Annotated in this window: 23 protein-coding genes and 1 pseudogene; 12 read left to right on the top strand and 12 right to left on the bottom strand. The window is 39.9% G+C overall.

Going from position 1 to position 25,256, the window contains the following annotated elements; translation table 11 throughout:
• Positions 1-10: 10 nt before the first annotated feature.
• The 5 genes from SANK73390_RS08510 to SANK73390_RS08490 all read right to left on the bottom strand — a co-directional run bounded on the left by SANK73390_RS08510 (position 11) and on the right by SANK73390_RS08490 (position 6,311).
• Positions 11-688, bottom strand: a complete 678-nt coding sequence (locus SANK73390_RS08510) for a TIGR00153 family protein (RefSeq protein ID WP_261593106.1) — start codon at positions 686-688, stop codon at positions 11-13.
• A 140-nt stretch (positions 689-828) separates the two neighbouring features.
• Positions 829-1,530 carry a phosphate signaling complex protein PhoU gene (gene phoU / locus SANK73390_RS08505; protein ID WP_462765408.1) on the bottom strand — a complete coding sequence of 234 codons (702 nt, stop codon included), beginning with the start codon at positions 1,528-1,530 and terminating at the stop codon, positions 829-831.
• 23 nt (positions 1,531-1,553) lie between these two features.
• Positions 1,554-2,381, bottom strand: a complete 828-nt coding sequence (pstB, locus tag SANK73390_RS08500) for a phosphate ABC transporter ATP-binding protein PstB (RefSeq protein ID WP_462765406.1) — start codon at positions 2,379-2,381, stop codon at positions 1,554-1,556.
• A 28-nt stretch (positions 2,382-2,409) separates the two neighbouring features.
• The gene (gene pstA / locus SANK73390_RS08495; protein ID WP_462765405.1) at positions 2,410-4,059 is read right to left on the bottom strand and encodes a phosphate ABC transporter permease PstA; all 1,650 of its coding nucleotides are present in this window, start codon (positions 4,057-4,059) and stop codon (positions 2,410-2,412) included.
• 17 nt (positions 4,060-4,076) lie between these two features.
• Positions 4,077-6,311 carry an ABC transporter permease subunit gene (locus SANK73390_RS08490; RefSeq protein ID WP_462765403.1) on the bottom strand — a complete coding sequence of 745 codons (2,235 nt, stop codon included), beginning with the start codon at positions 6,309-6,311 and terminating at the stop codon, positions 4,077-4,079.
• A gap of 575 nt (positions 6,312-6,886) precedes the next feature.
• Here SANK73390_RS08490 and SANK73390_RS08485 point away from each other — a divergent pair.
• The 3 genes from SANK73390_RS08485 to SANK73390_RS08475 all read left to right on the top strand — a co-directional run bounded on the left by SANK73390_RS08485 (position 6,887) and on the right by SANK73390_RS08475 (position 11,095).
• Positions 6,887-7,393 (top strand): glycine cleavage system transcriptional repressor, encoded by a 507-nt coding sequence (locus SANK73390_RS08485; protein ID WP_462765401.1) that lies wholly within the window; start codon positions 6,887-6,889, stop codon positions 7,391-7,393.
• Between the two features lie 139 nt (positions 7,394-7,532).
• Positions 7,533-9,620, top strand: a complete 2,088-nt coding sequence (gene ppk1, locus SANK73390_RS08480) for a polyphosphate kinase 1 (protein WP_462765399.1) — start codon at positions 7,533-7,535, stop codon at positions 9,618-9,620.
• Positions 9,617-11,095 (top strand): Ppx/GppA phosphatase family protein, encoded by a 1,479-nt coding sequence (locus tag SANK73390_RS08475; RefSeq protein ID WP_462765398.1) that lies wholly within the window; start codon positions 9,617-9,619, stop codon positions 11,093-11,095. The genes ppk1 and SANK73390_RS08475 overlap by 4 nt, the downstream gene beginning before the upstream one ends.
• Here the strand turns inward: SANK73390_RS08475 and SANK73390_RS08470 are convergent.
• Positions 11,092-12,360, bottom strand: a complete 1,269-nt coding sequence (locus SANK73390_RS08470; protein WP_261593115.1) for an EAL and HDOD domain-containing protein — start codon at positions 12,358-12,360, stop codon at positions 11,092-11,094. The genes SANK73390_RS08475 and SANK73390_RS08470 overlap by 4 nt on opposite strands.
• Before the next feature lie 466 nt (positions 12,361-12,826).
• Between SANK73390_RS08470 and SANK73390_RS08465 the strand changes: the two genes are divergently transcribed.
• Positions 12,827-13,393: a PhnA domain-containing protein gene (locus tag SANK73390_RS08465; protein ID WP_462765396.1), complete on the top strand. Its 567-nt coding sequence runs from the start codon at positions 12,827-12,829 to the stop codon at positions 13,391-13,393.
• A 256-nt stretch (positions 13,394-13,649) separates the two neighbouring features.
• On the opposite strand, the pseudogene SANK73390_RS08460 reads toward SANK73390_RS08465, so the two are convergent.
• Positions 13,650-14,487 (bottom strand): annotated as a pseudogene (locus SANK73390_RS08460) (23S rRNA (adenine(2030)-N(6))-methyltransferase RlmJ).
• Positions 14,488-14,666: 179 nt separating this feature from the next.
• Between SANK73390_RS08460 and SANK73390_RS08455 the strand changes: the two are divergent.
• From SANK73390_RS08455 to SANK73390_RS08425, 7 genes are all read left to right on the top strand, one after another.
• Complete coding sequence (locus SANK73390_RS08455; RefSeq protein WP_261593117.1) at positions 14,667-14,897, top strand: DUF904 domain-containing protein; 231 nt, start codon at positions 14,667-14,669, stop codon at positions 14,895-14,897.
• Positions 14,897-15,184, top strand: coding sequence for a cell division protein ZapA (locus SANK73390_RS08450; protein ID WP_462765394.1), 288 nt, complete (start codon positions 14,897-14,899; stop codon positions 15,182-15,184). The genes SANK73390_RS08455 and SANK73390_RS08450 overlap by 1 nt, the downstream gene beginning before the upstream one ends.
• Before the next feature lie 65 nt (positions 15,185-15,249).
• Positions 15,250-16,230, top strand: coding sequence for a hypothetical protein (locus SANK73390_RS08445; protein WP_462765392.1), 981 nt, complete (start codon positions 15,250-15,252; stop codon positions 16,228-16,230).
• A 37-nt stretch (positions 16,231-16,267) separates the two neighbouring features.
• Positions 16,268-17,731, top strand: coding sequence for a LysM peptidoglycan-binding domain-containing protein (locus SANK73390_RS08440; RefSeq protein WP_462765390.1), 1,464 nt, complete (start codon positions 16,268-16,270; stop codon positions 17,729-17,731).
• 56 nt (positions 17,732-17,787) lie between these two features.
• Entirely contained in the window at positions 17,788-18,276 is a 489-nt protein-coding gene (locus tag SANK73390_RS08435) for an FKBP-type peptidyl-prolyl cis-trans isomerase (RefSeq protein WP_462765389.1), read from the top strand.
• 12 nt (positions 18,277-18,288) lie between these two features.
• Positions 18,289-19,017: an SDR family NAD(P)-dependent oxidoreductase gene (locus tag SANK73390_RS08430; protein WP_462765387.1), complete on the top strand. Its 729-nt coding sequence runs from the start codon at positions 18,289-18,291 to the stop codon at positions 19,015-19,017.
• A complete protein-coding gene (locus SANK73390_RS08425; RefSeq protein ID WP_462765385.1) occupies positions 19,014-19,850 on the top strand; it encodes an amidohydrolase family protein in 837 nt (278 codons plus the stop codon). The genes SANK73390_RS08430 and SANK73390_RS08425 overlap by 4 nt, the downstream gene beginning before the upstream one ends.
• Here SANK73390_RS08425 and SANK73390_RS08420 read toward each other — a convergent pair.
• The 5 genes from SANK73390_RS08420 to SANK73390_RS08400 all read right to left on the bottom strand — a co-directional run bounded on the left by SANK73390_RS08420 (position 19,847) and on the right by SANK73390_RS08400 (position 23,967).
• Complete coding sequence (locus SANK73390_RS08420; RefSeq protein ID WP_462765383.1) at positions 19,847-20,560, bottom strand: YggN family protein; 714 nt, start codon at positions 20,558-20,560, stop codon at positions 19,847-19,849. The genes SANK73390_RS08425 and SANK73390_RS08420 overlap by 4 nt on opposite strands.
• 117 nt (positions 20,561-20,677) lie before the next feature.
• Positions 20,678-21,208, bottom strand: coding sequence for an Lcl C-terminal domain-containing protein (locus tag SANK73390_RS08415; protein ID WP_462765381.1), 531 nt, complete (start codon positions 21,206-21,208; stop codon positions 20,678-20,680).
• Positions 21,205-22,881: an Lcl C-terminal domain-containing protein gene (locus tag SANK73390_RS08410; RefSeq protein ID WP_462765379.1), complete on the bottom strand. Its 1,677-nt coding sequence runs from the start codon at positions 22,879-22,881 to the stop codon at positions 21,205-21,207. The genes SANK73390_RS08415 and SANK73390_RS08410 overlap by 4 nt, the downstream gene beginning before the upstream one ends.
• Positions 22,882-22,901: 20 nt before the next feature.
• Positions 22,902-23,234 carry a hypothetical protein gene (locus SANK73390_RS08405; RefSeq protein ID WP_261593127.1) on the bottom strand — a complete coding sequence of 111 codons (333 nt, stop codon included), beginning with the start codon at positions 23,232-23,234 and terminating at the stop codon, positions 22,902-22,904.
• 37 nt (positions 23,235-23,271) lie between these two features.
• A complete protein-coding gene (locus SANK73390_RS08400) occupies positions 23,272-23,967 on the bottom strand; it encodes a DUF2982 domain-containing protein (RefSeq protein ID WP_462765377.1) in 696 nt (231 codons plus the stop codon).
• 230 nt (positions 23,968-24,197) lie between these two features.
• On the opposite strand from SANK73390_RS08400, the gene SANK73390_RS08395 reads away from it, so the two are divergent.
• On the top strand, positions 24,198-25,253 hold the full coding sequence (locus tag SANK73390_RS08395; protein WP_462765375.1) for an efflux RND transporter periplasmic adaptor subunit: 1,056 nt from the start codon (positions 24,198-24,200) through the stop codon (positions 25,251-25,253).
• The last annotated feature ends 3 nt before the right edge of the window (positions 25,254-25,256 follow it).

Below are 25,256 nucleotides of genomic sequence, written 5' to 3'. Positions count from 1 at the left end.
ATTTCTTAAATTAGCGTGCGAGCATCAGCTCTAATCGAGAGCCTACACGCTCTGCAATGTCTGCCAGTTCACCAACCCATTCAATGATTTTATACAAAAACATGACATCAACAGGGTTTAGTTCAGCTTCAACAACACGTAACTCTTGGCGGATTTTAATTTGCATTTCATCCGTATCTTGTTCGATCGCATCCAATTCGACCAACATTTTTTCTACCAAGGTCACTTCACGGCCACGGAAGCCAGTCTCTAGCAACTCATCAAGCTCATTGATAGCGTTAGATGCTTGCTTTGTTGCATCTACACAACGCTGTAAGTAAGCTAAAAAGTCAACTTGGATAGATTTGGGGATCACCATTTCACGGCCCACAACGCGACCTGCGATGTCTTTGGCCTTATTGGCAATTTTATCTTGGTGGGTAATCAGTTCTAGTAGATCAGTTCTCTCTACTGGCATGAATAAACCGCGAGGTAACTGTAAGCGAACTTCTCGCTTCAATTTATCAGCATCGCGCTCTAAATTACGGATCTGAATCCTTAGCGCTTCGGCTTCGGTCCACTCTCCATTGAAGACGTGATTAAAAAACGGGATTAAAGCTTTACTGGCTTTATGAACGATTTTAATGTGCTCTTCCACAGGCTTTATAGGTGATTTTGCAAAAACCCCTAAAAACGCATTAGTCGGCATAACTGACCCTTAAATCATAATTGTATGCTTTGCGATAGGTGATTTTACAGCATTAAGCAGCTTTGTGAACGATTTTTATTGATAAGATAGATTAAGTTGACCTTAACATACCATGTAAAGATCAACTTATGTGATATGAATTAGAGAGTCTTTTCTATATCTTCTTGAGATATATGACGAATATCTTTACCATTTACGAAGTAAATTACATATTCGGCAATATTTTGACAGCGATCACCAATACGTTCCAAAGAACGTACAGACCAAATTAAGTCCATTATTTTTGGAATAGAACGTGGGTCTTCCATCATGTAGGTCATAATTTGACGTGTAAGCGCTTCATACTCTCTATCAACTTTAGCGTCTTCTTTATGCACTTCAAACGCACGCTGTGCATCCATGCGCGCAAAAGCATCTAATACATCATGTAGCATTTTGGACACTTGGCGACCCATATTTTCAATATTAACCAACAAGTCTTGCTGGTCTTTAGTAAATGAGTCTAAAGCCACACGAGCAATACGCTCTGCTTCATCGCCAATGCGCTCTAAATCAGCAATTGTCTTTGCAATTGCTACCACTAAACGAAGATCACTTGCAGCTGGCTGGCGTTTGGCAATAATTCGAGTACATTCTTCGTCAATATTTACTTCCATTGCATTAACTTGGTAGTCGTTTTCACTGACCTTGCGTGCTTTTTCTGCATCACACTCATTGACAGCGTCTAATGCTAGATTAAGCTGTTGCTCAACTAAACCGCCCATGCTCAGTACATGGTTGCGAACACTTTCTAGTTCATCGTTAAAACGACCAGAGATGTGTTTATTTAAATTATGTTCCATATTAAACCCCTTTAATCAGCTATTTAACCGTAACGACCAGTTATATAGTCTTCGGTTTTTTTCTTCGATGGGGTAGTAAATAACGTGTTCGTATCCGCATATTCAATCAACTCACCCATGTACATAAATGCAGTCTGATCAGATACACGCGCTGCTTGTTGCATGTTATGAGTAACAATCACCACCGTATACTTATTTTTTAAGTCATTAATAAGCTCTTCAATGACCAAAGTCGAAATTGGATCTAGAGCCGACGTTGGTTCATCAAGCAGCAATACTTCTGGCTCAATTGCAATTGAGCGAGCAATAACTAGACGTTGCTGCTGACCACCAGATAGACCAAAGGCACTATCATGAAGTCTGTCTTTCACTTCATCCCAAAGGGCTGCACCACGTAACGACTTTTCAACTACCTCATCTAGCTTACGCTTATCTTTAATACCTTGTAAGCGTAAACCATAAACCACATTTTCGTATATTGATTTTGGAAAAGGATTTGGACGCTGGAACACCATACCCACGTTACGACGCAATGCAGCAACGTCAACACGCTTGTCATAAATGTTCTGACCTTGCAAAATAATCTGGCCTTCAATGCGGCAACTATCAACCAAATCATTCATGCGGTTAATACAACGAAGTAATGTTGATTTACCACAACCTGATGGGCCGATAAATGCAGTTACCTGGCCCTTTGGGATCAACATATTCACGTTACTAAGCGCTTGCTTATCACCATAGTAAAGATCTAAGTCTTTAATCTGCAGAGATGTCTGCTCTGGAGTCAAATTTGCAAGATCTAGCTTTGTTTGGCCATTGGCCTGATTAACTTCTGGAGCTACTGTAATCATTACTTTTACCTACTTAAAATCTTTACTATTAATGTTCTAGTGATCTGAATTTCTCACGTAAATGGTTACGAATACCAATCGCGGTAATGTTCAATGTAATAATCACGGTCACTAACAAAAATGCAGTTGCATAGACTAATGGTCTTGCTGCTTCTACATTTGGACTTTGGAAACCCACATCATAAATATGAAAACCCAAGTGCATAAACTTACGGTCTAAATGAATATACGGGAAGTTACCATCTAACGGCAAAGTGGGTGCCATTTTCACTACACCGACGAGCATTAGCGGTGCAACTTCACCCGCAGCCCGTGCAACGGCCAAAATAAGACCCGTCATAATAGCAGGGCTTGCCATTGGTATGATAATTCTCCATAGCGTTTCTGCCTGAGTTGCACCCAGTGCAAGAGAGCCATGGCGCACTGTACTAGGAATACGTGATAACCCTTCTTCTGTAGATACAATAACCACAGGCAGCGTTAAAATAGCTAAAGTTAATGCTGACCAAAGCACGCCGGGGGTACCAAACACAGGACTAGGCGCAGCTTCTCGATAGAATAATTCATCAATAGACCCACCAAGCATATACACAAAGAAGCCTAAACCAAACACACCATATACAATTGAAGGTACACCCGCGAGGTTAATAACAGCAATTCGAATCATTTTTGTCACTGCATTTTTGGCGGCATACTCATGTAAGTATATTGCAGCAACGACTCCAAATGGCGTCACAATTACAGCCATTAGCATAACCATAAAGACGGTACCAAATATGGCCGGGAATACCCCACCTTCCGTGTTAGCCTCACGAGGATCATCACTCACAAACTTGCTAATTTGAGTAAAATAGTGCCCTACTTTGGCAAAATACCCCATATCATTCGGGAACCATACGTCTAATACTTGATATAACGGTAACGTCACTAACTCACCGCGCATATCACGCACTACAACCTGATCACGCTTCGCTTTTTTACGCAATGCAAATAAACGCTCTTCAAGTACTTTGTAATCGTCACGCAATTGCGCTCGTCTGGCCTGCAATTGCGCCACTCGCTCGTCAGTTAACGCGTTATCAAATACATAGCCTTTTTCTGTTAGTCGCAAACGCTCTAATTCATAATTTATATGGCCTATATCACCATTTTGTAAGTCAAGGGCGTCTTCATTTAACTCAACAGCACGCTCTACTAACTCATACAAGCGTTCTGTTGCGTTGTCTGTGACTACATTTCCATTTTCGATAACCTGCTCAACATAGCCATAAAAGTTACCATTTTTACTACGTTCAAAAACAGCAAGTTTTTCAGGTGCAGACTGCTGCTTAATATCAGTTGAGAGTACCCAGCGAAAATCTAACTCTACATATTCACGGTTACCAGTTTTAACGAGTATACGTTCTATAAATTCACTGTCGTATGCTGATAAATCAAAACCTGCCGCTTCTAGACGAGATTTAGGTACTTGCTCACGGTCGTAAATTTCACCAATCACAACCTGCTCACTAACAGAGCCATTTAGATGCAACTCAACAACTTGTGAAGGCCAAAAAAAGCTAAGACCTTTCCAAGCAATCATCGCTAATAAACCCAGTACCGAGATTAAGCTAATACTAACGGCACCGCCTGTCATCCAGATCCAAGGAGACCCTGACTTAAACCACTGTTTTACCATGTCATGAACTCCAATAATTACATTGAACTGTATTTTTCACGAAGCTGCTGACGAACAAATTCAGCCACCGTGTTAAATACAAAGGTGAAAATAAATAAAACGAATGCCGCAAGGAAGAGAATTCGATAGTGTGAACTTCCCACTTCTGACTCTGGCATTTCAACCGCAATGTTAGCTGCGAGCGTACGCATACCTTGAAAGATACTCCAATCCATAATTGGTGTATTACCTGTTGCCATTAGTACAATCATAGTCTCACCTACAGCGCGACCTAACCCCATCATAACCGCTGAAAATATACCTGGACTGGCGGTAAGTAACACCACTCTCACTAATGTTTGCCACTGCGTAGCACCTAAAGCCAGTGAGCCATTAGACAAATGTTTTGGTACACTGAAAACAGCATCTTCAGCAATCGAGAAGATTGTTGGAATAACCGCAAAACCCATCGCGATACCAACCACAAGTGAGTTACGTTGGTCAAATGTCATGCCCAGTTCATTGGTTAAGTATTGACGAACGTTACCATCAAACACCCACTCTTCTACACCACCGCTGATAGTAAAAGATAACCAACCTACAAATAGCACGACTGGAATAAGTAACATCGAGTGCCAGCCGTCAGGCACTTTATGACGAATATTTTCAGGTAACTTTGTCCAGAAAAACGCCGTTGCAATAATCGCCGTTGGCAGTAGCAATAGTAATGCAACAATAGCTGGCAAGTGCGTTTCAATCAAAGGTGCTAACCAAAGGCCAGCAAGGAAGCCAAGAATAACTGTCGGTAAAGCTTCCATAATTTCTACTGTCGGTTTTACCACTCTACGTAATTCACTCGACATGAAATAAGCTGTATACACAGCCGCAGATAATGCAATTGGTACGGCAAAAAGCATTGCATACATCGCAGCTTTAATAGTACCAAAAGAAATAGGTACTAAAGAAAACTTTGACTCAAAGTCATCTGATGCAGATGTTGACTGCCATGTATAGGCAGGTTCTGGGTAGCCCTCGTACCACACTTCTTGCCACAATGCAGACCAAGTAACTTCAGGGTGCTCATTATGCACATCAAATACGGATAACTGCTCACTTGAGAGTAACAATACCGCATTAGAGCGTGGAGATACCGCGAATAACTCAATAGCACCATCAGTAACTTTACCTTGCCATAAATGTGCCTGGCTCGTAGTGTAGTAGAGACCTAAATCTCCGCTACTATTGGTGGTGAAAAATGTGCGACGATAATATTCGCTATAAATATCCACTTCACTATTTTTAGGCGTCTCAAACGCTCTAATTTTTTGAAACTTACGCCCTGTATCTGAGTTCACTTCAAACCACTGAGATACTTCACCATTATCGTTTGCGAGCATCAATGAGTTGGCGCCTGCAAGTAATGAAATACCGACTAAGTTTGCATTTTCTTCATTCGCAGCAAGAACCTGAAGTTGCTCAACTTCACTAGGGTAACGCGTATCAAAAATATAAACTTGATTAGCAGAACGAACAAAAGTACGTGTGGTGTCAGGTGTAATAAGCAGTTCGTCAATTCGGCCATCAATTTCAAGTTCTGTGCGTTCAACAACCCACTCCACTTCACCGCTAAACATGTTTTCTTCAGCCGTAAATGAGGCAAAAATAATGCGTTTATCTGCGGTTAACGCCACAACCGCCGTTTTATCTTCATAATGACTGAATGCAAAACGCGTTATTGCTTCGCCATGCTCATCAACAAGTAATTGTTTGCCATCAAGGGGGTAGCTTAAGCGCGGCGAAATAACACGCTCATTGCCAGGAAAGGTGACTAAAAACGAAGGTTTTACTAAGTTAACTTGACCATTATCTAAGCCGTACGCATACTGCCCCAGAAAAGGAGCGCTTTTAGCGACACTGGTCACTTGTCCATCAATATTAACAGAAAGACGTTCAATTAGCCCACCGGCCTGCTTACCTTTAATGTGATAAAAGTCTACATGCCCTGTATTACTAAGCAAATAAGCAATTTCAGTTTGCTCCTCAACACCAACACCAACATATTGTTGCGCGTTGTTTAACGTGACATCAACACGCTTTTCTACTTTTGCTGATTCAAATATTGGCTGAACTACATAGAGTAAATAGAAGAAGATCAACAATAATGCGATCAACACCATCACCCCACCAGCTGATATACCAAACTGTGCAAACCGGTCTTTTAATAGACGGCTTCTATCCGTTTTAAAAGACGGTTTCTGCGGATTGGAAGACATCAAAACACCCTTTCATTTTAAAGTTGGCGGGCATTATATTTCATCAAGATGACATTTATGTTACACCGAGTTCGGCTAAGCATTATAATAATATAAGGTACAATTTGTGACGGTATTATTACGCTCATTAAAGAAAATGATGTATTCGTCACTAAGTATTTTTTCGTGGCCTAATTTAGTTACATTAATTGCGCTATATCACTCTACTGATTAACAAACCAAACACTTCAATGATTGAGCCAAAAAAAGAGCAATAACGGCTTCTTTCTATGCCATCCCTTTACATGATTATTCACTTAAAATACAACCCTACAGACCTCTTTTTGAAACATTGCATAGCTATGATTTGGAAAGTCCATACTTCAAAGAAACATGCACGCAAGTAAAAATCGTTTTCATTTCTTTACAAACTAACAAATAATTCTGTTGGACATCATAGTTTGGTGAACTAATCTTAGAGTGCGGTATCTACCTTTGTAGGCTATGTATAAGGATTGTACCCTCATTTGCTTAAACCGTTTTTTTCCACCGCTATGCTTATTTGAATAGCAAAAATAATTAAAGAGACACGCATTATGAAGCAGTTAGTTTTAACAATAATAGGAAAGGACCGACCCGGTCTGGTAGAAGAGATATCTTCAGCCGTACTAGCGCATCACGGCAATTGGCTCACAAGTAACCTTAGCCACTTGGCAGGGCAGTTTGCAGGGATCGTTCAAGTAGAAGTGGCCGAAGAACATATGCAACAACTCCAAGATGGTTTGAGTACGCTACCTGGACTCGATGTGAAAATGGAAACTGGGGATATTTTAAATGATAAGAATGCTCCTGAAACCATTAACCTTGTAATAACTGGTAATGATAGAAAGGGTATAGTGCAAGAGCTTGCAAGCGTAATCCGTCATAAAGGTGCCAACATCACCCACCTTAACTCTCGTCAGCAAAGCGCACCTAACTGGGGCGTACCAATATTTAGTGCATTTGCCACAGTGACACTGCCCGTTGGTATGAATAAAGACAATGTTATTGATGCCTTGGAATCAATTACCAGTGATTTGATCGTGGATATTGAAACAGAGTAATTGCCACTCACAGACACATCGTTGTCTTTTCATCAAAAATACTCAAATATGACAAGTTGCCAGTTTACAAGACACTTGTCATACCTACGTCATATTATGGACCTATATTTGACGCAGCGTATTTTTCGTGGATGTCACAATGCAAGCTCTGCCTTCTCAGCCTAAAACGGTTAGTTATTTTGCCAAAGAATTAAGTTGGCTATCCTTCAACGAACGAGTGTTACAAGAAGCTAAAGATAGTAACAATCCAATTATCGAACGTATTCGCTTTTTAGGTATCTTTTCTAATAACCTTGATGAATTTTTCCAAGTGCGAGTCGCTGATGTAAAACGTCGTATCTTGCTCAATAACTTACCCAATACAAACTTTGATGAAGACGAGGCTCTGCTAAGCCAAATTAATCAGAAGGTTTTGCAGCTAGGAAAAAAATTCAATTACATTCATCAACTAATTTTAGCTGATTTAGAAAAACATCAAATTCACCTTAGCCAACCACAAGTACTATCAGAGTTTCACCAGTTATGGCTAAAAGATTATTTTGAAGATCAAGTTTTGCCTAATATGTCTCCAATATTATTGGCTGAAAGCAAAGATTATTCTGATAACATGAATGACACCATGACCTACCTATTCGTTCACATGAGTGGTGAAAAACAGCATTATGCTCTTTTAGAGATCCCCACTGACCGACTAGCTCGTTTTGTTCAGCTTCCTCCTGAGCGTTCGCGACGCCAAAAACACATTGTTATGCTCGACGATATTGTGCAGTTTTTTTTAGCTGAAGTATTTAAGAGTTTTTTTAATTTTGACAGTATTGAAGGCTATGCAATTAAGTTAACACGTGATGCACAGTATAATCTTGATGATGAGATTGAAGAAGGGTTATTAGATAAGATGTCTAAGGGCTTGAAACAACGCCTTTATGCAGAGCCTGTTAGATTAGTTTATAACGAATCAATGCCAGAACACATGCTGAAGGTCATGAAAAAACGCCTTGGCGTCACTAATCAAGATGATCTAATACCTGGCGGTCGCTATCGTAACTTCAGAGACTTTATTGCCTTTCCAAATGTAGGTAGACGCCATTTAGAGAACAAGCCATTACCCCCACTACAAAGCCAAGCATTTAAAAAGCATGCCAGTGTTTTCTGTGCCATTACAGAGCAAGACATTTTACTGTATTACCCTTATCACACATTTAATCATATGCTCGAATATGTTCGTCAGGCGGCATTTGACCCGAATGTGACACAAATAAAGGTCAATATTTATCGTGTTGCGCGCCAATCAAGGTTAATAGCATCACTGATCAGCGCGGCTAAAAATGGAAAGCATGTCACGGTTATGGTTGAACTTAAAGCGCGCTTTGATGAACAGAATAATATTGAATGGGCTAAGCATTTAAGTGAGTTTGGTATCAAGGTTATGGTAGGGATCCCTGCTTTAAAAGTACATAGTAAGCTGTGCATAATCCACCGTAAAGAAAAAGGCAAAATAGTCAAATATGCTCATATTGGTACCGGTAACTTTCATGAAAAAACCGCAAAAATATATACTGATTTTAGCTTATTTACTCGCCACCCGGATATCTGTGAAGAGTGTGATAGTGTATTTCGATTTATAGAAAGCAGTTATCGTCCTTTTCATTTTGAACACTTAATGATTTCACCACTCAATGCGAGAGACCGTATTTTAGATCTGATTGATCAAGAAGTGAAACATGCTGAGCAAGGGAAAATGTCTAGAATAACAATAAAAATCAACAATTTAGTGGACAAGCAGTTAGTTGACAAACTCTACTTTGCAGCCCGACATGGGGTGAAAGTTCGGATTATTGTGCGCGGTATGTGTGCGTTAGTTCCGGGGTTGCCGCGTTTTAGTGAAAATATTAAAGTTATCAGTATTGTTGATCGATTTTTAGAGCACCCTCGTGTTATGGTATTTGAAAATATGGGCCGACCTTTGGTATATATTTCGTCAGCTGATTGGATGACCAGAAACTTAGATCATCGTGTTGAAGTCGGTGTACCAATTTACAGCAAAGAACTAAAACAACTTATTATCGACACCCTTGAGCTACAATTTAGAGACCGAACTAAAGCGCGGATCATTGATGCCGAACAAAAAAATAACTACGTAAGGCGCGGTAATCGCAAAAAAATTCGTTCACAAATTGCCATCTATGATCACCTTAAAAAGTGGGAAAGCAACAAGAGTACCCTATGACAGAATACCCTCCCATAGCAGCAGTTGATTTGGGCTCAAATAGTTTTCATTTGTTAGTGGCAAGAGAAGTCGATGGCAGGTTTCAAGTGCTTCATAAAGAAAAGCAGCGAGTAAATTTAGCAGCGGGCTTAAGTGCTGACATGATGCTATCCAATGAAGCAATAGACAGAGCGCTTGCTGTGCTTAAGCAATTTTCAGCTACTTTACAAAACTTCCCTCACAGTAACGTGCAAGTAGTTGCCACCTACACTTTAAGAAACTGTAAAAATATCAAACAGTTTTTGGCTAAAGCTAAGCAGTGCTTCCCATTTAAAATTAATGTAATATCAGGTCAAGAAGAAGCTCGGCTAATTTATCAAGGCGTAGCTAATTATGAACACAGTGAAGGAAACCGCTTAGTCATAGATATTGGTGGCGGTAGCACTGAGTTAATTATTGGTGAGCATTTTACTCATAAACTGCTAACTAGCAGAAACATGGGATGCGTTAATATCACCAAAATGTTTTTTAAAGAAGATAGGCTCAATGAAAAGCGTTTTACAAAAGCACAAATAAAAGCACAACAGTTATTAGAACCCATCACGGCTAGTTACAAAAAGCTCGGTTGGCAACGTTGTTATGGTACATCTGGCACGATTAAGGCACTCTGTGCAATAGCACAAGCTCACTTTAACACGCACATACTCACCCACTCGATACTCTTACAAATAAAAGCGCTAATTTTACAAGCAGAGCACTGTAATGAACTCGCTATTGAGGGCTTATCGGATGAAAGAAAATCCAGCATTTGCGGTGGGATAGCTATATTGATAGCTATTTTTGAACAATTTGATATAGGGCAATTATTTTACAGTGATCATGCACTTCGCGATGGTTTGCTACATGAAACTTCAACAAATAAAGCGTTTGATATACGAGCTAGAACAATTCAAACACTCAGTGAACACTATAATGTTGACAGGCAACATAGTGAACATATTTGTCATACGCTAACACAGTTTTATCAACAGATGGCATCAAGCTGGTCTTTAAAAGAGATAGATTTGCAAATGCTGTACTGGGCTGCGAAGTTGCATGAAGTTGGGCTTGCTATTAATTCATCAGGATTGCATAGACACAGCGCATATATAGTCAGTCATAGTCAACTACCTGGCTTTACACAAGAACAACAGCAACTTTTGAGTAACCTGATCCGATTTTATCGCAAAAAAATCCGTATTTCAGAACTAAAACTATGTAGTTCAATAGAGTTAGGGCACTTTTCCAAGCTCTTGAGCCTCTTTAGACTTGCAGTATTACTCAATGCAAAAAGGCAAGATAACTTGTGTACCGAGGTAAAGCTCAGCAGTTATGCGGATGCCTTGCTGATAGAATTTAAACCAAATTGGCTTAATGAACACTCATTAATGGTGGCCGATCTCAATCAAGAACAACAACATTTAAAAAAGCTTAATCTTACTTTAGTGTTTAGTTAACTTTTCACGACTGAGAAGACATCATCAGCATAATCCCTGCTTTGCATTGCAAAGTTATACAGCAGCTTTGTTTGGGTTGCGGGGCGAATTGCTTTTAGAATCACCTGTGCCTCCTGCCAGTCATTTTTTTCGACCTGTAAAGTTAATTGTAAAGCGCCACCCAACAAGCCTTGATAACTTAATAAAGCACTACTCAATGAGCTATCAAGTGAGAACTCAGCAACAATAATAGACAACTCTACTTCCAATACAGCATCCAATACCGACATTAAGCCAATCAAATAACCTTGCTCAGCCATTTCATCTCCACCTGGGGCCAAAAATAGCTGCATAAATTTAGCACGCATAAGCCCCATTTTGGTTAATTCAGCTGGCTTATCAACGCCTAACTCACTCAATGCTAAAACTCGAACAAACTGGCGAATAGCATCTTCTCCAAGGTAAACTACTGCTTGTGAAATAGACTTCATCTCTATTTTATTCTCACCCGCCTTCGCGTTTGCAAGTTTAAGTACTCTAGCCGTTAAACTTAAATCTTTTGCAACACGTTGCTGTACCTCTTTAAAACATATATCTCTTTTAGCTGTGCAGCGCAGCAAATCAAACACGATCAATTTTGAAGGTTCAACATTGCCATGATTTAGCATTTCAGGACGAGCAAAAAAGAACCCTTGAAAATAATCGGCTCCTGCATTTTTAACAAACGCATAATGCTCTTGTGTTTCAATGCGTTCAACGATGATTTTTATATCAGGGTAACTGCGTTTGAGCTTTTTGATCATCATTGTCGTTTTGATAATGGGATCTTCTATTTCTAACTTAATGTACGACATCAATTCGACTAGCGGCTGCCACTTTGCGTCCCCATCGTAGTCATCAAGAGCAAAACGATAGCCTTTCTTTTTAAGCGCCACGACTGTTTTTACGAGTTCGGGAATATTTTTGGACCGCTCTACAATCTCTATTACGAGATTATTAGGCTTTAATAATTTAGGAAGCTCTTGCAACAACGATTCATCAGACAAATTAATAAAAGCACAATGACCCGCAGCCAAACGTTCAACGCCAACAAAAATCAAAGAATTAAAAAACATCCTGCCTGTTGCTTGGCCATCGGACACGCCCATAGGGAATGCATTATCATTGGAGTCTCGATACAAAAGTTCATAGGCGTAGACATTTTGCTCGGTGTCTAGAATAGCCTGACGAGCAATGTATTGTACGGCCGTGTTTTTCACTTTTGCAACAGTACCACTCATTAACATCTATTTCCTTTTTTAGCGCATCAATAGTTGATACCTTATTTGAGAATACGTTAACCACCACGACCGAGCAAATAAAACTTCATGTTTATTGCGATGAGGATAGCTAACATGCAATCGAAAATATACAAAATTTCCTACAGTGAATTTTTTATGCGGACTTTAATAATCATAGCTGCTTTTTGCATCAGCGACCTGCTAAGCGCAAATACATATACACAACTACTACAGTGTCAATGGTTTAAGAAGCTATTTCCCCTATTATACGTATGGTCTCGTGCACCTAGGTATCTTACCTAAAAAGTAGTGAATGCTATTTTACGCGAAGCTAAAATTGATGGTGCAAATATTTATTACTATGGTACGGGTTGTTTGAAGTAATCATTAAACACGGCGCACATACACTCTCTTCCACTGGCACACAATCAAACTGAGCAGTATAATGCGGGTTTTGCCGACGGAAAAAGTTATGAGTATCGAGGCGACCCTGCAAACACGCAGCACAAATCAGTGTGAGTTATGCACAAGTACAAGTGAGCTATCTGTTTATGAAGTGCCTCCTGTTGTTGAAGCACACTCTGATAAGAGTGTTTATTTATGCCAAAGCTGCCTTTTTCAAATAGAAGAAAAGCGTGATTTAGATGTGAATCATTGGCATTGCTTAAATGATAGCATGTGGAGCCAAGTACCTGCTGTACAAGTTGTGGCCTATCGCATGTTGAAACGCTTATCTGCAGAAAATGGATGGGCACAAGATGCATTAGATATGCTCTATTTAGAAGATGAAATTCGCAGCTGGGCAGAACAAGCATTAGCTCAGGAAGAAGAAGTTATTCACCAAGACAGTAATGGCGTGCGTTTAAATGCGGGTGATACCGTGGTTTTGATCAAAGATTTAGATGTTAAAGGCAGTTCTTTAGTAGCCAAGAGAGGGACTGCGGTTCGTAATATCGGTCTAACCTCAAACCCGGAACATATTGAAGGTAGGGTCGATGGTCAACGTATTGTTATTCTGACCAAGTTTGTAAAAAAATAATCATACAAAGCCCCTAAAAATAGGGGCTAGCTTTGAGCGTATTTAGCCTCAGATTTGGATAAGGGTTTTGGAATAAAAATATTTTGTAAACAAACATTACGTACAATCCAATGATGATATTTTGTTCAACATCAAGGCGCTTTTATGCAGTAATAGCAGGCTATTACAAATGAAAGCAACGCCGAGAGTGAGAGAAATAGCTTTATTGGGCAAATTCGCTTATCCAGAGCTGAGGTTATTTAACCAAACTCATATTTTATTCATCAACTAACTGCTGAACTCTAAAAAAACCACTACCTTGACTTAACAGTTCGACCAGCTCGGGTAAAACCTCATCCATTGCTTTTTTCAAAGTCCATGGAGGGTTTATCACTATCATACCTGATGCGGTCATACCATGTAGCTGTGTATCTTGCTCTGTTGCAAGTTCAAATAATTGTATGTTTTTCATCCCAGAATTTATCAATGTTTGCTCTAATAGATCAATGCGCTGGCGCTCAACAACTGGATACCAAATCATATAAGTGCCAGATGAAAAGCGTTTATGGGCTTTGTTGATCATTAATGCAGCCTGTTGGTAGTCCGTTTTTATCTCATAGGGTGGATCCATCAATATGCAGGCCCTTCGTGATGCCGGAGGGACTAACCCTAATAACCCTTTTAAACCCATCTTCCCCACGTACTCGTAACGATTTTTTACCTTGCATATTTTGTTCTAGCAATTGTAAATCTTTAGGGTGCAATTCAAAAAACCAGCCTTTGTCTTGTCGGCGTAAGTAACGCTCAGCAATTTTTGGTGAGCCAGGGTAAAACGCCAAAGACTCGTTGTTAAATGATTTTATTAAGTTCACATAATCTACAAGTGCGCTACTCTCACCTTGATACTCCCAAAGCTTAGCAATACCTTGTTGGTATTCTTGCGTTTTTTGTGCGTCAGCACTGTTGAGCTCAAACAACCCCGCCCCTGAGTGTGTATCAATATAATCAAACCCAGCCTCTTTACGCGTCATATACTCGAGCACATGTGCCAATACCAAGTGTTTTATAATGTCTGCAGGATTACCTGCATGAAATGAATGTCGATAGCTAAGCATAGTGTCGCCTGTTGCTAAAACGGTGCAATTTTGCTGAACCGTTTCTGAATATAATGATGTATTAGTGCTATTATCACTCAAAGTTACATAAAAATCAGTATAAAGCCGTGTATTCACTAGCATCCGAGGCGACTTTGTTTTACATTTGCATGACAAAACACTGTGATAAGAGCGCATTTATGAATAATGAAACACTTCCCCAACTCGAACAGCTAATTGATCAACTTATTGCTCAAAATAATCGTTTAAATAACGAACTTTCTGAGCTTAAAGAACAAAAGACTAAATTAATTGATGAAAATGAAACTTTACAATTAGAAGTCCTTGAAAGTGAAGAAAAGCAAAAAGATACAAGTAACACTTTAGCTAACTTGCTAGAAAAGCTACAAAGTGCGACTCAGGTTAGCTAATGACTGGGAAAAGCAATCAGGTTGAAGTCACCTTATTAGGTAAGACCCATCAATTTGCCTGTACCGAGGGGCAAGAGCAGGTGCTCCTTGATGCTGTTGCTTTACTAAATAAAAGAGTTGAAGATATGAAGCAACGTTCAACGGTCAGAAACGAGCAAAATGCACTGCTGCTGGCAGCTCTGCATTTATGCCACGACTTACAAGCACAGCAACAGTCCAATAAATCTCAACAAAGTCAACAACAAGCCCTTATTGATAAGCTTTCAGTATATTTAGGCAATCATTAGCTACTTCCCAAAGAACGCATTTTCGGTTAAATTATCATCTCTTTTGTTATAAATAAAAGGCGACTATGCGTTTAATTTTTGCAGCTGCGCTGTGCCTACTTACTGGCATAACTTATGCTAATCAATGGTATAATGTTGATGATACGACTTGGTTAGTATCACCACCTAAAGTCGCGCGTTATATTCAGGCAAATCAAGCTATTATCATTGGTAGTCGGTGTGCCGCAATTATCAATGCGCATGGTAATTTTGCAGCGCTGGAAAAAATGATTAATACTGCCAAGCGCAAATTACAAGTACCTGTTTGTTACTTACTTAGCCCCTCAGCTGAAGCTCATCAAATAACCGGCATGGCAATGTTACAACGCGCATTTCCAAGTGCAAAATGGTATGCAGGAGAAGCCGTTGGAGATAACTTGGTACTTTATCAACAAGCTCTAACGCAGCAGTTGTCACTACACGAAAAAAGCATTTCACTGAGCACCAAGCGACTAGCTTTGTCTGAACAAGACAACCCACAACTCAAAGCACACATTGAAATAGCAAAGCAACGATTAGCAGATTGGCAAAATCTAAGCTTGCAGGCGCCATCAGTATTACCTCCTAACACGCAGCACATGCTACAGCTCGGTGAAAATAAATTAATCCTCAATACCAAACGTGCTTTTAGCACGGGTGATGTGTTTATTTTCAATCCTATCAATGGCGCGTTGTTAGCTGGTAATAGCGTTGATATCTTGCCGGATGTGAGACATGAACGGCTATCTACATGGCTGAATCAACTTAAAAACCTACAAACTGATAACAGAATCAATTGGCTGCTACCTTCATATGGTAAACCTTATAAAAAAGAGGCGTTGAGCCAGCCTATCACCTTCCTCTTAGCACTTACTCAAGGTCTTGATGTCACCGAAGCAAAGCAATACTTTATGACTCATTACCATAAGCTGGATGACGATGAGCAAGCACGCTTACTGAATTATTATCAACTTGCCCAGCGCCGTTTAAGCGCATCAACAAAGAACCAAAATGATGTGCTGCATTAGCGTAAAACCACAAAAAATGCAGTTAAAGTATCACTGCATGATCGGTCTTTTGATATTGTTGCTTTGTGCTTGTCAATCAACAAAACCTAAAGCGCCCACTCAACAAGATGTCGTAGCGATAAGTCAATCACTATTGCTAGCCCAAACTACCAAAGAAAATCTAAAATCCAACTCAGAAAGTACCGAGGTAGCACCAGTAAAAGTATTATCTGAAGTGGCAAAGAAACCTAAAATCACCGATCTTTGGCTACGAATTAGCACTAAACTGAGCTTTGCAAATGATCCAAATGAGCGGCTAAAAAAGCGACTCAATTGGTATTTATCACAACCAAACTATCTGGTTTCAGTATCTAAGCGTGCAAGTCCTTACCTTTATCATATCGTAGAAGAGATAGAGCGGCGAAATCTCCCTATGGAGTTAGTACTTTTGCCTTTTGTTGAAAGTGATTTTAGACCTGAAGCCGTTTCTTCAGAGCACGCTGTTGGAGCATGGCAGCTAGTCAATGCAACGGCTTATCATTTTGGCATTACCACTGATAGATGGTATGACGGAAGAAAGGATGTGCTAGCGTCAACACATGCAGCACTAGAGTATTTAAGTTATTTGCATAAACGTTTTAATGGTAATTGGTTACATGCATTAGCTGCATATAATAGTGGTGAAGGGCGTGTAAAAAAAGCCATTGCACGAAATAAACGCAGAGGTAAAAGCACGAATTTTTGGCACTTATCTTTACCTAAAGAAACAGCAGAATATGTACCAAAGTTAATGGCACTGAGTTATTTATTGCAAACCGAACACCCTAATTTTAAACGCCCTAAATTACCAAACTATGCACTCACCAGCCCTTTAGATATCGGTCAACAGTTTGATTTTTCAATTTTGGCATCAATATCAGGAGTCAAAAAAGCAGCTCTACACAAACTAAATCCGGGCTACTTGCTCCATGAAAGCTCACCAAATGGCCCACATAAAATTTTGCTCCCCTTTAGTGAACAAAATTTGATAAAAAGTGATTTTTTTCAACGATATTTTAGCCAAACATACACTGTTCGCAGCAATGATACCCTTTATCGACTCGCTCAACGCTTTGACACCTCTATCAGTAACATTAAGCTTTTGAATAATAAACAAAGCGATATGATACGTATTGGCGAAGTATTAAAGGTAAAGCAAACTCAGAAATTTGGTAATTTACTCGTGGACTACAAGATTAGCCCCTACGTTGCGAAAATTCAGCAGCCTAAACCTTTGACCATGGAGTTTCACCATACCATTAACGACGGCGATTCATTATGGAAAATAAGTAAACACTATAAAGTGTCAGTCAAAGATCTTTTAGTGTGGAATGAACTTAATGCAAGTAAAGTGTTAAAGCCCGGTAAAGTACTTATTTTACATTTACCAAAAGCCAACGAAACCCCAAAAAAACCAAATAAGAGCGTTTTTTTATCTGACCTTGAACAACTTGTAAAGCCAGAAACTCGCTCGAATCGCTAGCTCTAAGTGCTATGCTCACGTAAAATGACAGCAAATGGATAGAAAACGAGATAGTTATGCAAATAGCCAAAAATACCGCGGTTGAATTTCACTACACATTAAGTGAAGCGGAAGAACAAATTGAAACAAGTACCACTGATGAAGCACTTACTTACCTACATGGCAACGATAGCATGCTGCCTGGCCTTGAAAATGCGTTGGAAGGCAAAACCAGTGGAGATAAATTCAGTGTTACTTTAGCGCCTGAAGATGCGTATGGTGAATTTAAAGAAGGCCTTATTCAGCGGGTTCCAATTAAGCACTTACAAGGCTTGGGCAACAATAAAGTTTGGAAACCAGGTATGTCTGCCATTGTTGAGTCAAACCAAGGCCGTCACCAAGTGACTGTTGTAAAAGTAGGCCGTTTTAACGCTGATTGTGACTTAAACCACCCGTTTGCAGGAAAAACACTGACATTTGATGTGGAGGTTATCTCTGTTCGTGAAGCAACGGCTGAAGAGCTAGCACATGGCCACGTTCACAGCAAAGATGGCTGTGGCCATTAAGGGCATCGTAAAATGAGTAAAGTTGCCATTGTAACCGGTGGCAGCTTTGGCATTGGCCTAGCCATTGTCGAAAAGCTGCTGACCCAAAAATTCCAAGTCTTCAACCTTGATATTAACCACTGTGAAGTAGGTCAGTATATTTACTGTGACGTCAGTAATACATTGGAAGTGAAAGAGAAAATAGACCTAATAATTACACAGACAGGCCGCGTTGATGCCCTTGTTTCAAACGCTGGAAAACACCTCAGTGCTAATATTGAAAATACCGATGAAGCCAGTTTAGACAGCTTATTTGCGCTGAATGTTAAAGGCGCTTATGCAGCGACTAAAGCAGTACTGCCTACTATGAAACAGCAAAATAATGGCGCGATTGTATTTATGTCCTCAGATCAAGCATTAATAGGGAAAACAAACTCATTTGCCTATAATCTGACGAAATCAGCACTTGCATCTATGGCACGCACTACTGCTCTTGACTATGCGCCATTTAATATTCGTGCCAATGCAGTATGCCCCGGCACCATAGAAACACCACTATTTCATGCAGCTATCGATAATTACTGTACAAAAAATGGGGCAAATAAAGCAGAAATTGTGGCCGAAGAAGCTAAACAGCAACCACTCGGACGACTTGGACAAGCCACTGAAGTAGCGGCATTAGTCGCATTTTTACTCAGTGATGATGCCAGTTTTATCACAGGCAGCCTACAAAGTATTGACGGTGGGTACACAGCCCAATGACGCCAATTATTGACCCACATCTACACTTTTTTGATTTAGCTCAGGGTCAATATCAATGGCTAAGGGGCTCCACACCGCCACCCTGGCCAAATTTAAAGAAAATAATTCGTGATCATAGCCTAATTGATTTACAGCTAGACAGTGAGTTTTATCTGGCGGGCCTTGTGCATATAGAAGCCGGATTTAATAATACGCGCCCTGATGCTGAACTTTACTGGCTGGCTGAGCATATCAAAACACTTCCCTATCAAGCCATCGCCTATTTAGATATAGCCCAAGACCCAACTGCATTTAGCATGCAGTTAAACTTGCTCAAGAACGCCCCTAGGTTTATAGGTATACGAGATATTACTGAGGGGCGTGAAGCACAAAAATTACTTCATCCAAATACAGCACTTAACCTTAGCCGCTTAGCCGAGCTTAATATTATTTTTGAGACGCAGTTTGAACTCGAACAAACGGATGTAACTAAACAATTCTCAGCTTTGTGTGCACAGCTAAATACATTACAAGTCATCGTTAATCACAGTGGCTTTTTACGTCAAAACACAAATTTTCAAGTCGGATTGCATCAAATGGCAACCTGTTCAAATGTCGCTATCAAGTACTCTGGTCAAGAGCATGTAACGAAGCCCTTAAGCAACACAGCACAATTAGCTTTTTTATTAGATGCATTTGGGCCCGAACGAGTTATGTTTGCCTCTAACTACCCAGTATGTTTGATAAGAGCAGACTATGCAAAAGTTTGGCGTCAGTATTACCAACTAGTTGACGATACAAAATTGTGGGAGAGGTTAAGCTTTACTAATGCTAAGCGTATTTATAGGCTTTAGGAGCGGATCTGTACCAAATCATAAGCAGCTAGAGTGGGTACAATTTTTTGTAGGCGAGTTTCAGTCTCATCAAGTGTATTAAGACACTCACAGTATTCTTCTGCTTTTTCTTCTAGCTGTTGTGCTTTTTTCTGCAGTGACTTATCTATCTCTTTAGAAATAATATCCATACGCTGACCCATATCGGTGATCCTATCTTCAATATTGCCCTCTCGTGACTTAAAAGCATCACCTAAAGATACTAGAATAGCGCCGAGCGACCCGTGTACTGCAGAGTGAATTTTCTTACTGATTTCTTTTGTAAAAAAATCATCTATCTTTGACAATGACTGAGGCGCAATAAAGAAAAAATCGTCGCCTTTTTTAAACTTATCCATTAAGGCACGTTCAACATATTGTAATTGGGTTTTAAGTACTTCAGGCTCTTTATCAGACATCCCTTCGACAACTTGCTCAATGGCACTTAAACCTAAGTTAACGCCATCTGTGGCCAAGTTAACCAACTCAGGGACAGTATCTCTTATGCCACGGGCATATTCATGAAGAACTTGTGTATCTTGCTCTGAAAGCTCTACCCAATAGCCCCTAATCAACAGTTGATTATCATTATTAATTTGCACTCGCGTTTGGCCATTATCAACAATGCGAATTTCGCCATCTGTAATAATCAGCCCATGACTTAGCTCTACATCACACTTATTTTTTGCCATTGCAAAACAAGAGTTCATAAGTATTAATGTTGATAAACAAGCTAAACGAAACAAAGTGCGACTACTCCCGATCAGAAAACGACTCAAAGAGTAGCAAATTTTTACCTAATGCCAAAGCTATTTGGCATACCTTACAAGGCGTAAGAAAACATCGGAAGTTTTGGCTTTAAGGTTATTCTTCCCATCAGCAAGTTGATAAGCCCAAGCATGATCGATTTGCGACCCCCCTGTCGTGCTTGTCCAATAATTGTCATTTTGTGTAGAAGTAAATATTGCTTGATTAATCGCAGGCTCAACACAGCGGTGCTCAATGATACTCGCAAGCTCTTTTACATTAGGTACATGCCAGTCATTAAAGCCAGCAAACGTATTATTTTTAGCTGCAATGAGCGCTTGCTGCCAGTCAACTTGTAAAGCGGTGCTGGTGCAACTTTCAGAGTCTAAGTCATAATTTTGGCCAAACTCACATGTTTGCCACATCAACCCCGTTTCGGTATCAGTAACAGTTCCATCAGCATTTTTAGTAAAGCGCTCTGTAGGTGTTGTGCTAGGAACACTCGATACCTCAAAACAAGTTTGCTCGGCCATGACTACTAATGGGCTCAACAAAAAAGTGCATACTGAGATTACTTGAATACCTTTATTCATGGCGTTCTCACTAATCTGACATAAGCGGTATTCGATTTAGGATACGCTAAATCATTGCCTGTTTGCATATCAAAAATAAACGCTTGAGTTAAACTGCGCCCGTCAACACTAGTTTGAGCAGTCCAATAATATATATGCCCCAACATTGAAACATCTGGGGTATTCGCAAAGAGCTCAGTATCTAGCAGCAGTGTACTGTTCTCGCTTCCGTAGTCAATTAAGCTTAATAGCTCAAAATAACTTGGTAGGCGCCAATTACTTCCGCCACAAAAATTACTACTATTTATCGCATCAATATATGCTTGGATGCCACAATTTTCATTGCTTGAGCAAGTAGAGTTTGCTGCACCAGCAATACTTCCTGCAAAAACATTGCCCTCTTGTGAGGTTAAATACCATGTAAAGTGATTTACACTATCTCGAATATGAGTGTTTGGAATAACTCCAGTATTAGAGAGTTTAACTTCCCAAATAAGACCATTTGTGTTGTCTCTAACACAACTAAACTGTGTTGCGTTATCGGGTAGCTCATCTGCGAATTCATTTAACTTCGTGTAATCAAAAGCTGCCCTACCTTGACCAGCTTTATCTAACAATGAAGCAACACTATCTCTACCAATATCCGCATCTTGTTTTGGATAGTTAGTATCTTGACAATTTATTTGCGCACTGTCGCTAAAGCACTTTGTCAGCCCGCTATCTTGAATAAGGCCTAATGCTTTTGGCTCTAATTGTACAATTGTTGTATCTGATGAATTTAAACCACCATCATCCGTTACTGTTACCTGAAAAGAAACCGTTGTTGCCACATCTACATCAGGCGCTGAAAATTCAGCAATACATTGCTGCGGCTGTTTAATCTCTACGATTGTGTTTTGGCTAGAGCTTTCGACTTGCTGCCACAAACAGGAAAACTGTCCTGATGCAGTTTTACTTTTTGAAGCATCCAAAATAACCGTGTCAAACTCACTAACAGTTTGATTATCACCAGCCTCAGCTATCACGGGTGTAGCAGCTTGAAGTAATGGCACACTAAACTCAGTGCTTGCACTGCCACCTTCATCATCTTGTACGGTCAGTCTAAATATTGCGACATCATTATTGACCAGCAATGGATGTATAAACTGCAATGTCGACTCTGTCGTGGTATTTAACACAATATTAGGCCCAGATACTTGCTCCCACAAATATGCGACTACTTGGCCATTTTCATCAGGGTCTGAAGATTCTTCAGCACTAAACTCGATGGTATCTAAGTATTTGGCAAGTCCATCTTCAGGTAAAGTTTGCGAAACTGCAGGTATAGGCAATTGGTTTTGTGAGGTAATACTTACCGTTATTTGATCAGAAACTTTTTGTCCGTTAGGCGCTATGTAATCAACAATAAAAACGACATTACTATCCGTTTTTACATCTGGCGCGGTGACTTGTGCCTCAAGCTCCTCTTTGGGAAAACCCTCAATACTAGGGCCACTCAATACTTGCCAACTGATGGTTCCATCAGCAGGGGAAACCTGGGCAGTCAGCGTAAAATCCGACTTTTCTAACACAGTAAAATCTTCGCCTGCATTAATGCTTGCATTTTCTGTATTCGTTCCTGAATCTGAGCTCCCCCCCCCACAACCAACCAATACAAGGCTAAGCAGCAGAGGAAGTGTCTTAGTGACTGCCATTAAGGTTCCTTAGTAGCATGTTATAAGTAACTGTCTTGATGGATTCTCACAAATAGCTTAGTGCCTATTTTTGAGTAATCTACTTTATACTCACGCCCATCAAGTGCTTGTATAAACAGCAAACGCTTAACTTCACCAAAAACTTCCGCAGCCGAAACATTCACCACTTCAATATAACGCTCTTTAGCTTCTCTGCGGTTTCTTGGTAACTCTTCTTTAAATGGCACAAGGCCCATGGGCGTTACTTTAATTTTAGGGTGCGCTTCACCATTCACAATAACTAAGTCGAGCTTCTTTTCTTTATGAATAATGGTATTACGACCACTTGTGATAAAGGCTCTTTCTGTGCTCATGAATTGTTCCTGTTACTTCTTTCATTGTGGTTATTCGCTATTCCAGCAGTACCTTAACCACCTCATCTGGGTTTAATTTCCAGCGATTTAATAATATCGAAAAATGCCATATATCCCTATCCAAAACATTGGCCGGTAACAATAAATCATACCCCGTCAATGTATTTAGATTATGCATTCTATTTGCAAACATCGCTATCAAACCGGTATATCGAGCACCGGATGTAGAGCGATAATCATTCGGTTCAACTAGCCATTCTGATGGGCAGTTACCGCTTTTGCAATGTATTTTAACAGCTTGTAAAAAAATGTAACGCTGTTCTATCAACAATTTCCCGGCCAACCTAGGGCTTAAACTGCATAGAAATACGTCAATATCTTTAAGTTTAATACCAACTGCATTTAACTCAAGAATTTCAAGCTCCTGTGATACAGATGGCACCCCAGCGCGGTGAAAATTATCGTGCTCTAAAGACCATATACCAAATTTGTGAATATAGCATATCTGTTTACTATCAATGGTTAAGCTATAATATGGCTGCTGACTTTTTAAAAAACCTAGCCATATTGCTAACAATGCAACTGCGCTTAATAAAATTTCAACTATGCTGATGGGAGTACTTCGCAAAGAAACAAACGCCATGATGATAACCAAACAGATAGCACCAACGAGCATAAACTCGATACTATGGCGGTTTGCCGTTGCCCGTATTTTTGCTTGTCTGCTAGTCATAAAAACCAAAGTAGAAGACAAACATTAAAAGTGCCCATAACATCACATACCTTGCAGTAATACATTTACTACAAGACTTTAGTTTTGGCTGTATTTTTTTTACGGATTGCTTGGATTGTTTCAACACTGTCAATTTTTTCGGCCAACACACAAAATTATGAGATACCTAACTATATGTATAAGAGCTGTATTTTGTACACTAGTAGCATCTCTTTTTGCGGTATATTTTTATGTTTACACAACAATCCGGCAAAGCACTATTTCCATTTATCATTATTGTACTCATTGCCAGTATCGGTTATCTATACCTTCCCAGTAGTCAAGGGAAAATGAATCGTAGCACTAACTCAGCAACTCAGGTAAACGCTCAAACTGCTACCGTGCAAGATAAAACAATATTCATCTCTGCTGTAGGCAGCGCTCGAGCGAACCAAGCCATCCATATTTCCAGCGCTCAAAGCGACTACATCACTAACATTTACTTTAACGATGGCGATGTAGTAAAGCAAGGTGAAAAGCTGGTGCAACTACAAAATCAAAAAGAGCGCTTAGCGGTTAAGGCACTCAAAATAAATTTAAAAGAACAACAAAGACAACTCAAAAGACTGGAAAACCTAGCTAAAAGCCAGTCTGCTGCTCGCTCGCAACTTGAAACCCAACACTCTATTGTTGATGCACTTCAAGCAAACCTGCAGTTAGAACAAACGCGCTTAAACGAGTTATTAATCAATGCACCATTTGCAGGCCTGTTAGGCAAACGGTTAGTTTCTATAGGCAGTTTTGTTAACCCAAACATACCATTAACAACTTTAGATGATATCAGTATCATTAAAGTTGATTTTCAAGTACCTGAAAAGCACCTAGCCACATTAAAACTGGGAATGACAGTTCAAGGTCAAAGTGATGCCTATAGCACACAACCTTTTACCGGTAAAATAACCCATATCGACCCTCGTATTGATAGCGACACCCGAAGCATCCAAGTAACTGCCAGTTTTGATAACCCACAAGCTTTACTACGCCCAGGGATGTTGATGCATATAGAGCTTCAACTGCAAACATTACATGCCGTGATGCTACCAGAAAAAAGCGTTATTCCTCGTCAAAACAAACACTTTGTTTTTATTGTTGATGAACAAAATAAAGCAAAGCAAGTACAAATTGAGATACTTGCCCGATTTCAAGGGTGGGTTGCCATCTCATCTGGCGTAAAGCAAGGGCAACAAGTGATCACCGAAGGGGTGATAAAAATCCGCTCCGGCAGTAACGTGTCAGTCAAAGGTTAGGGG

The sequence above is a fragment of the Pseudoalteromonas sp. SANK 73390 genome (assembly GCF_054966645.1).
Note: the sequence above shows the minus strand (reverse complement) of the source record. Positions and strands in the feature narration are given on the sequence as shown.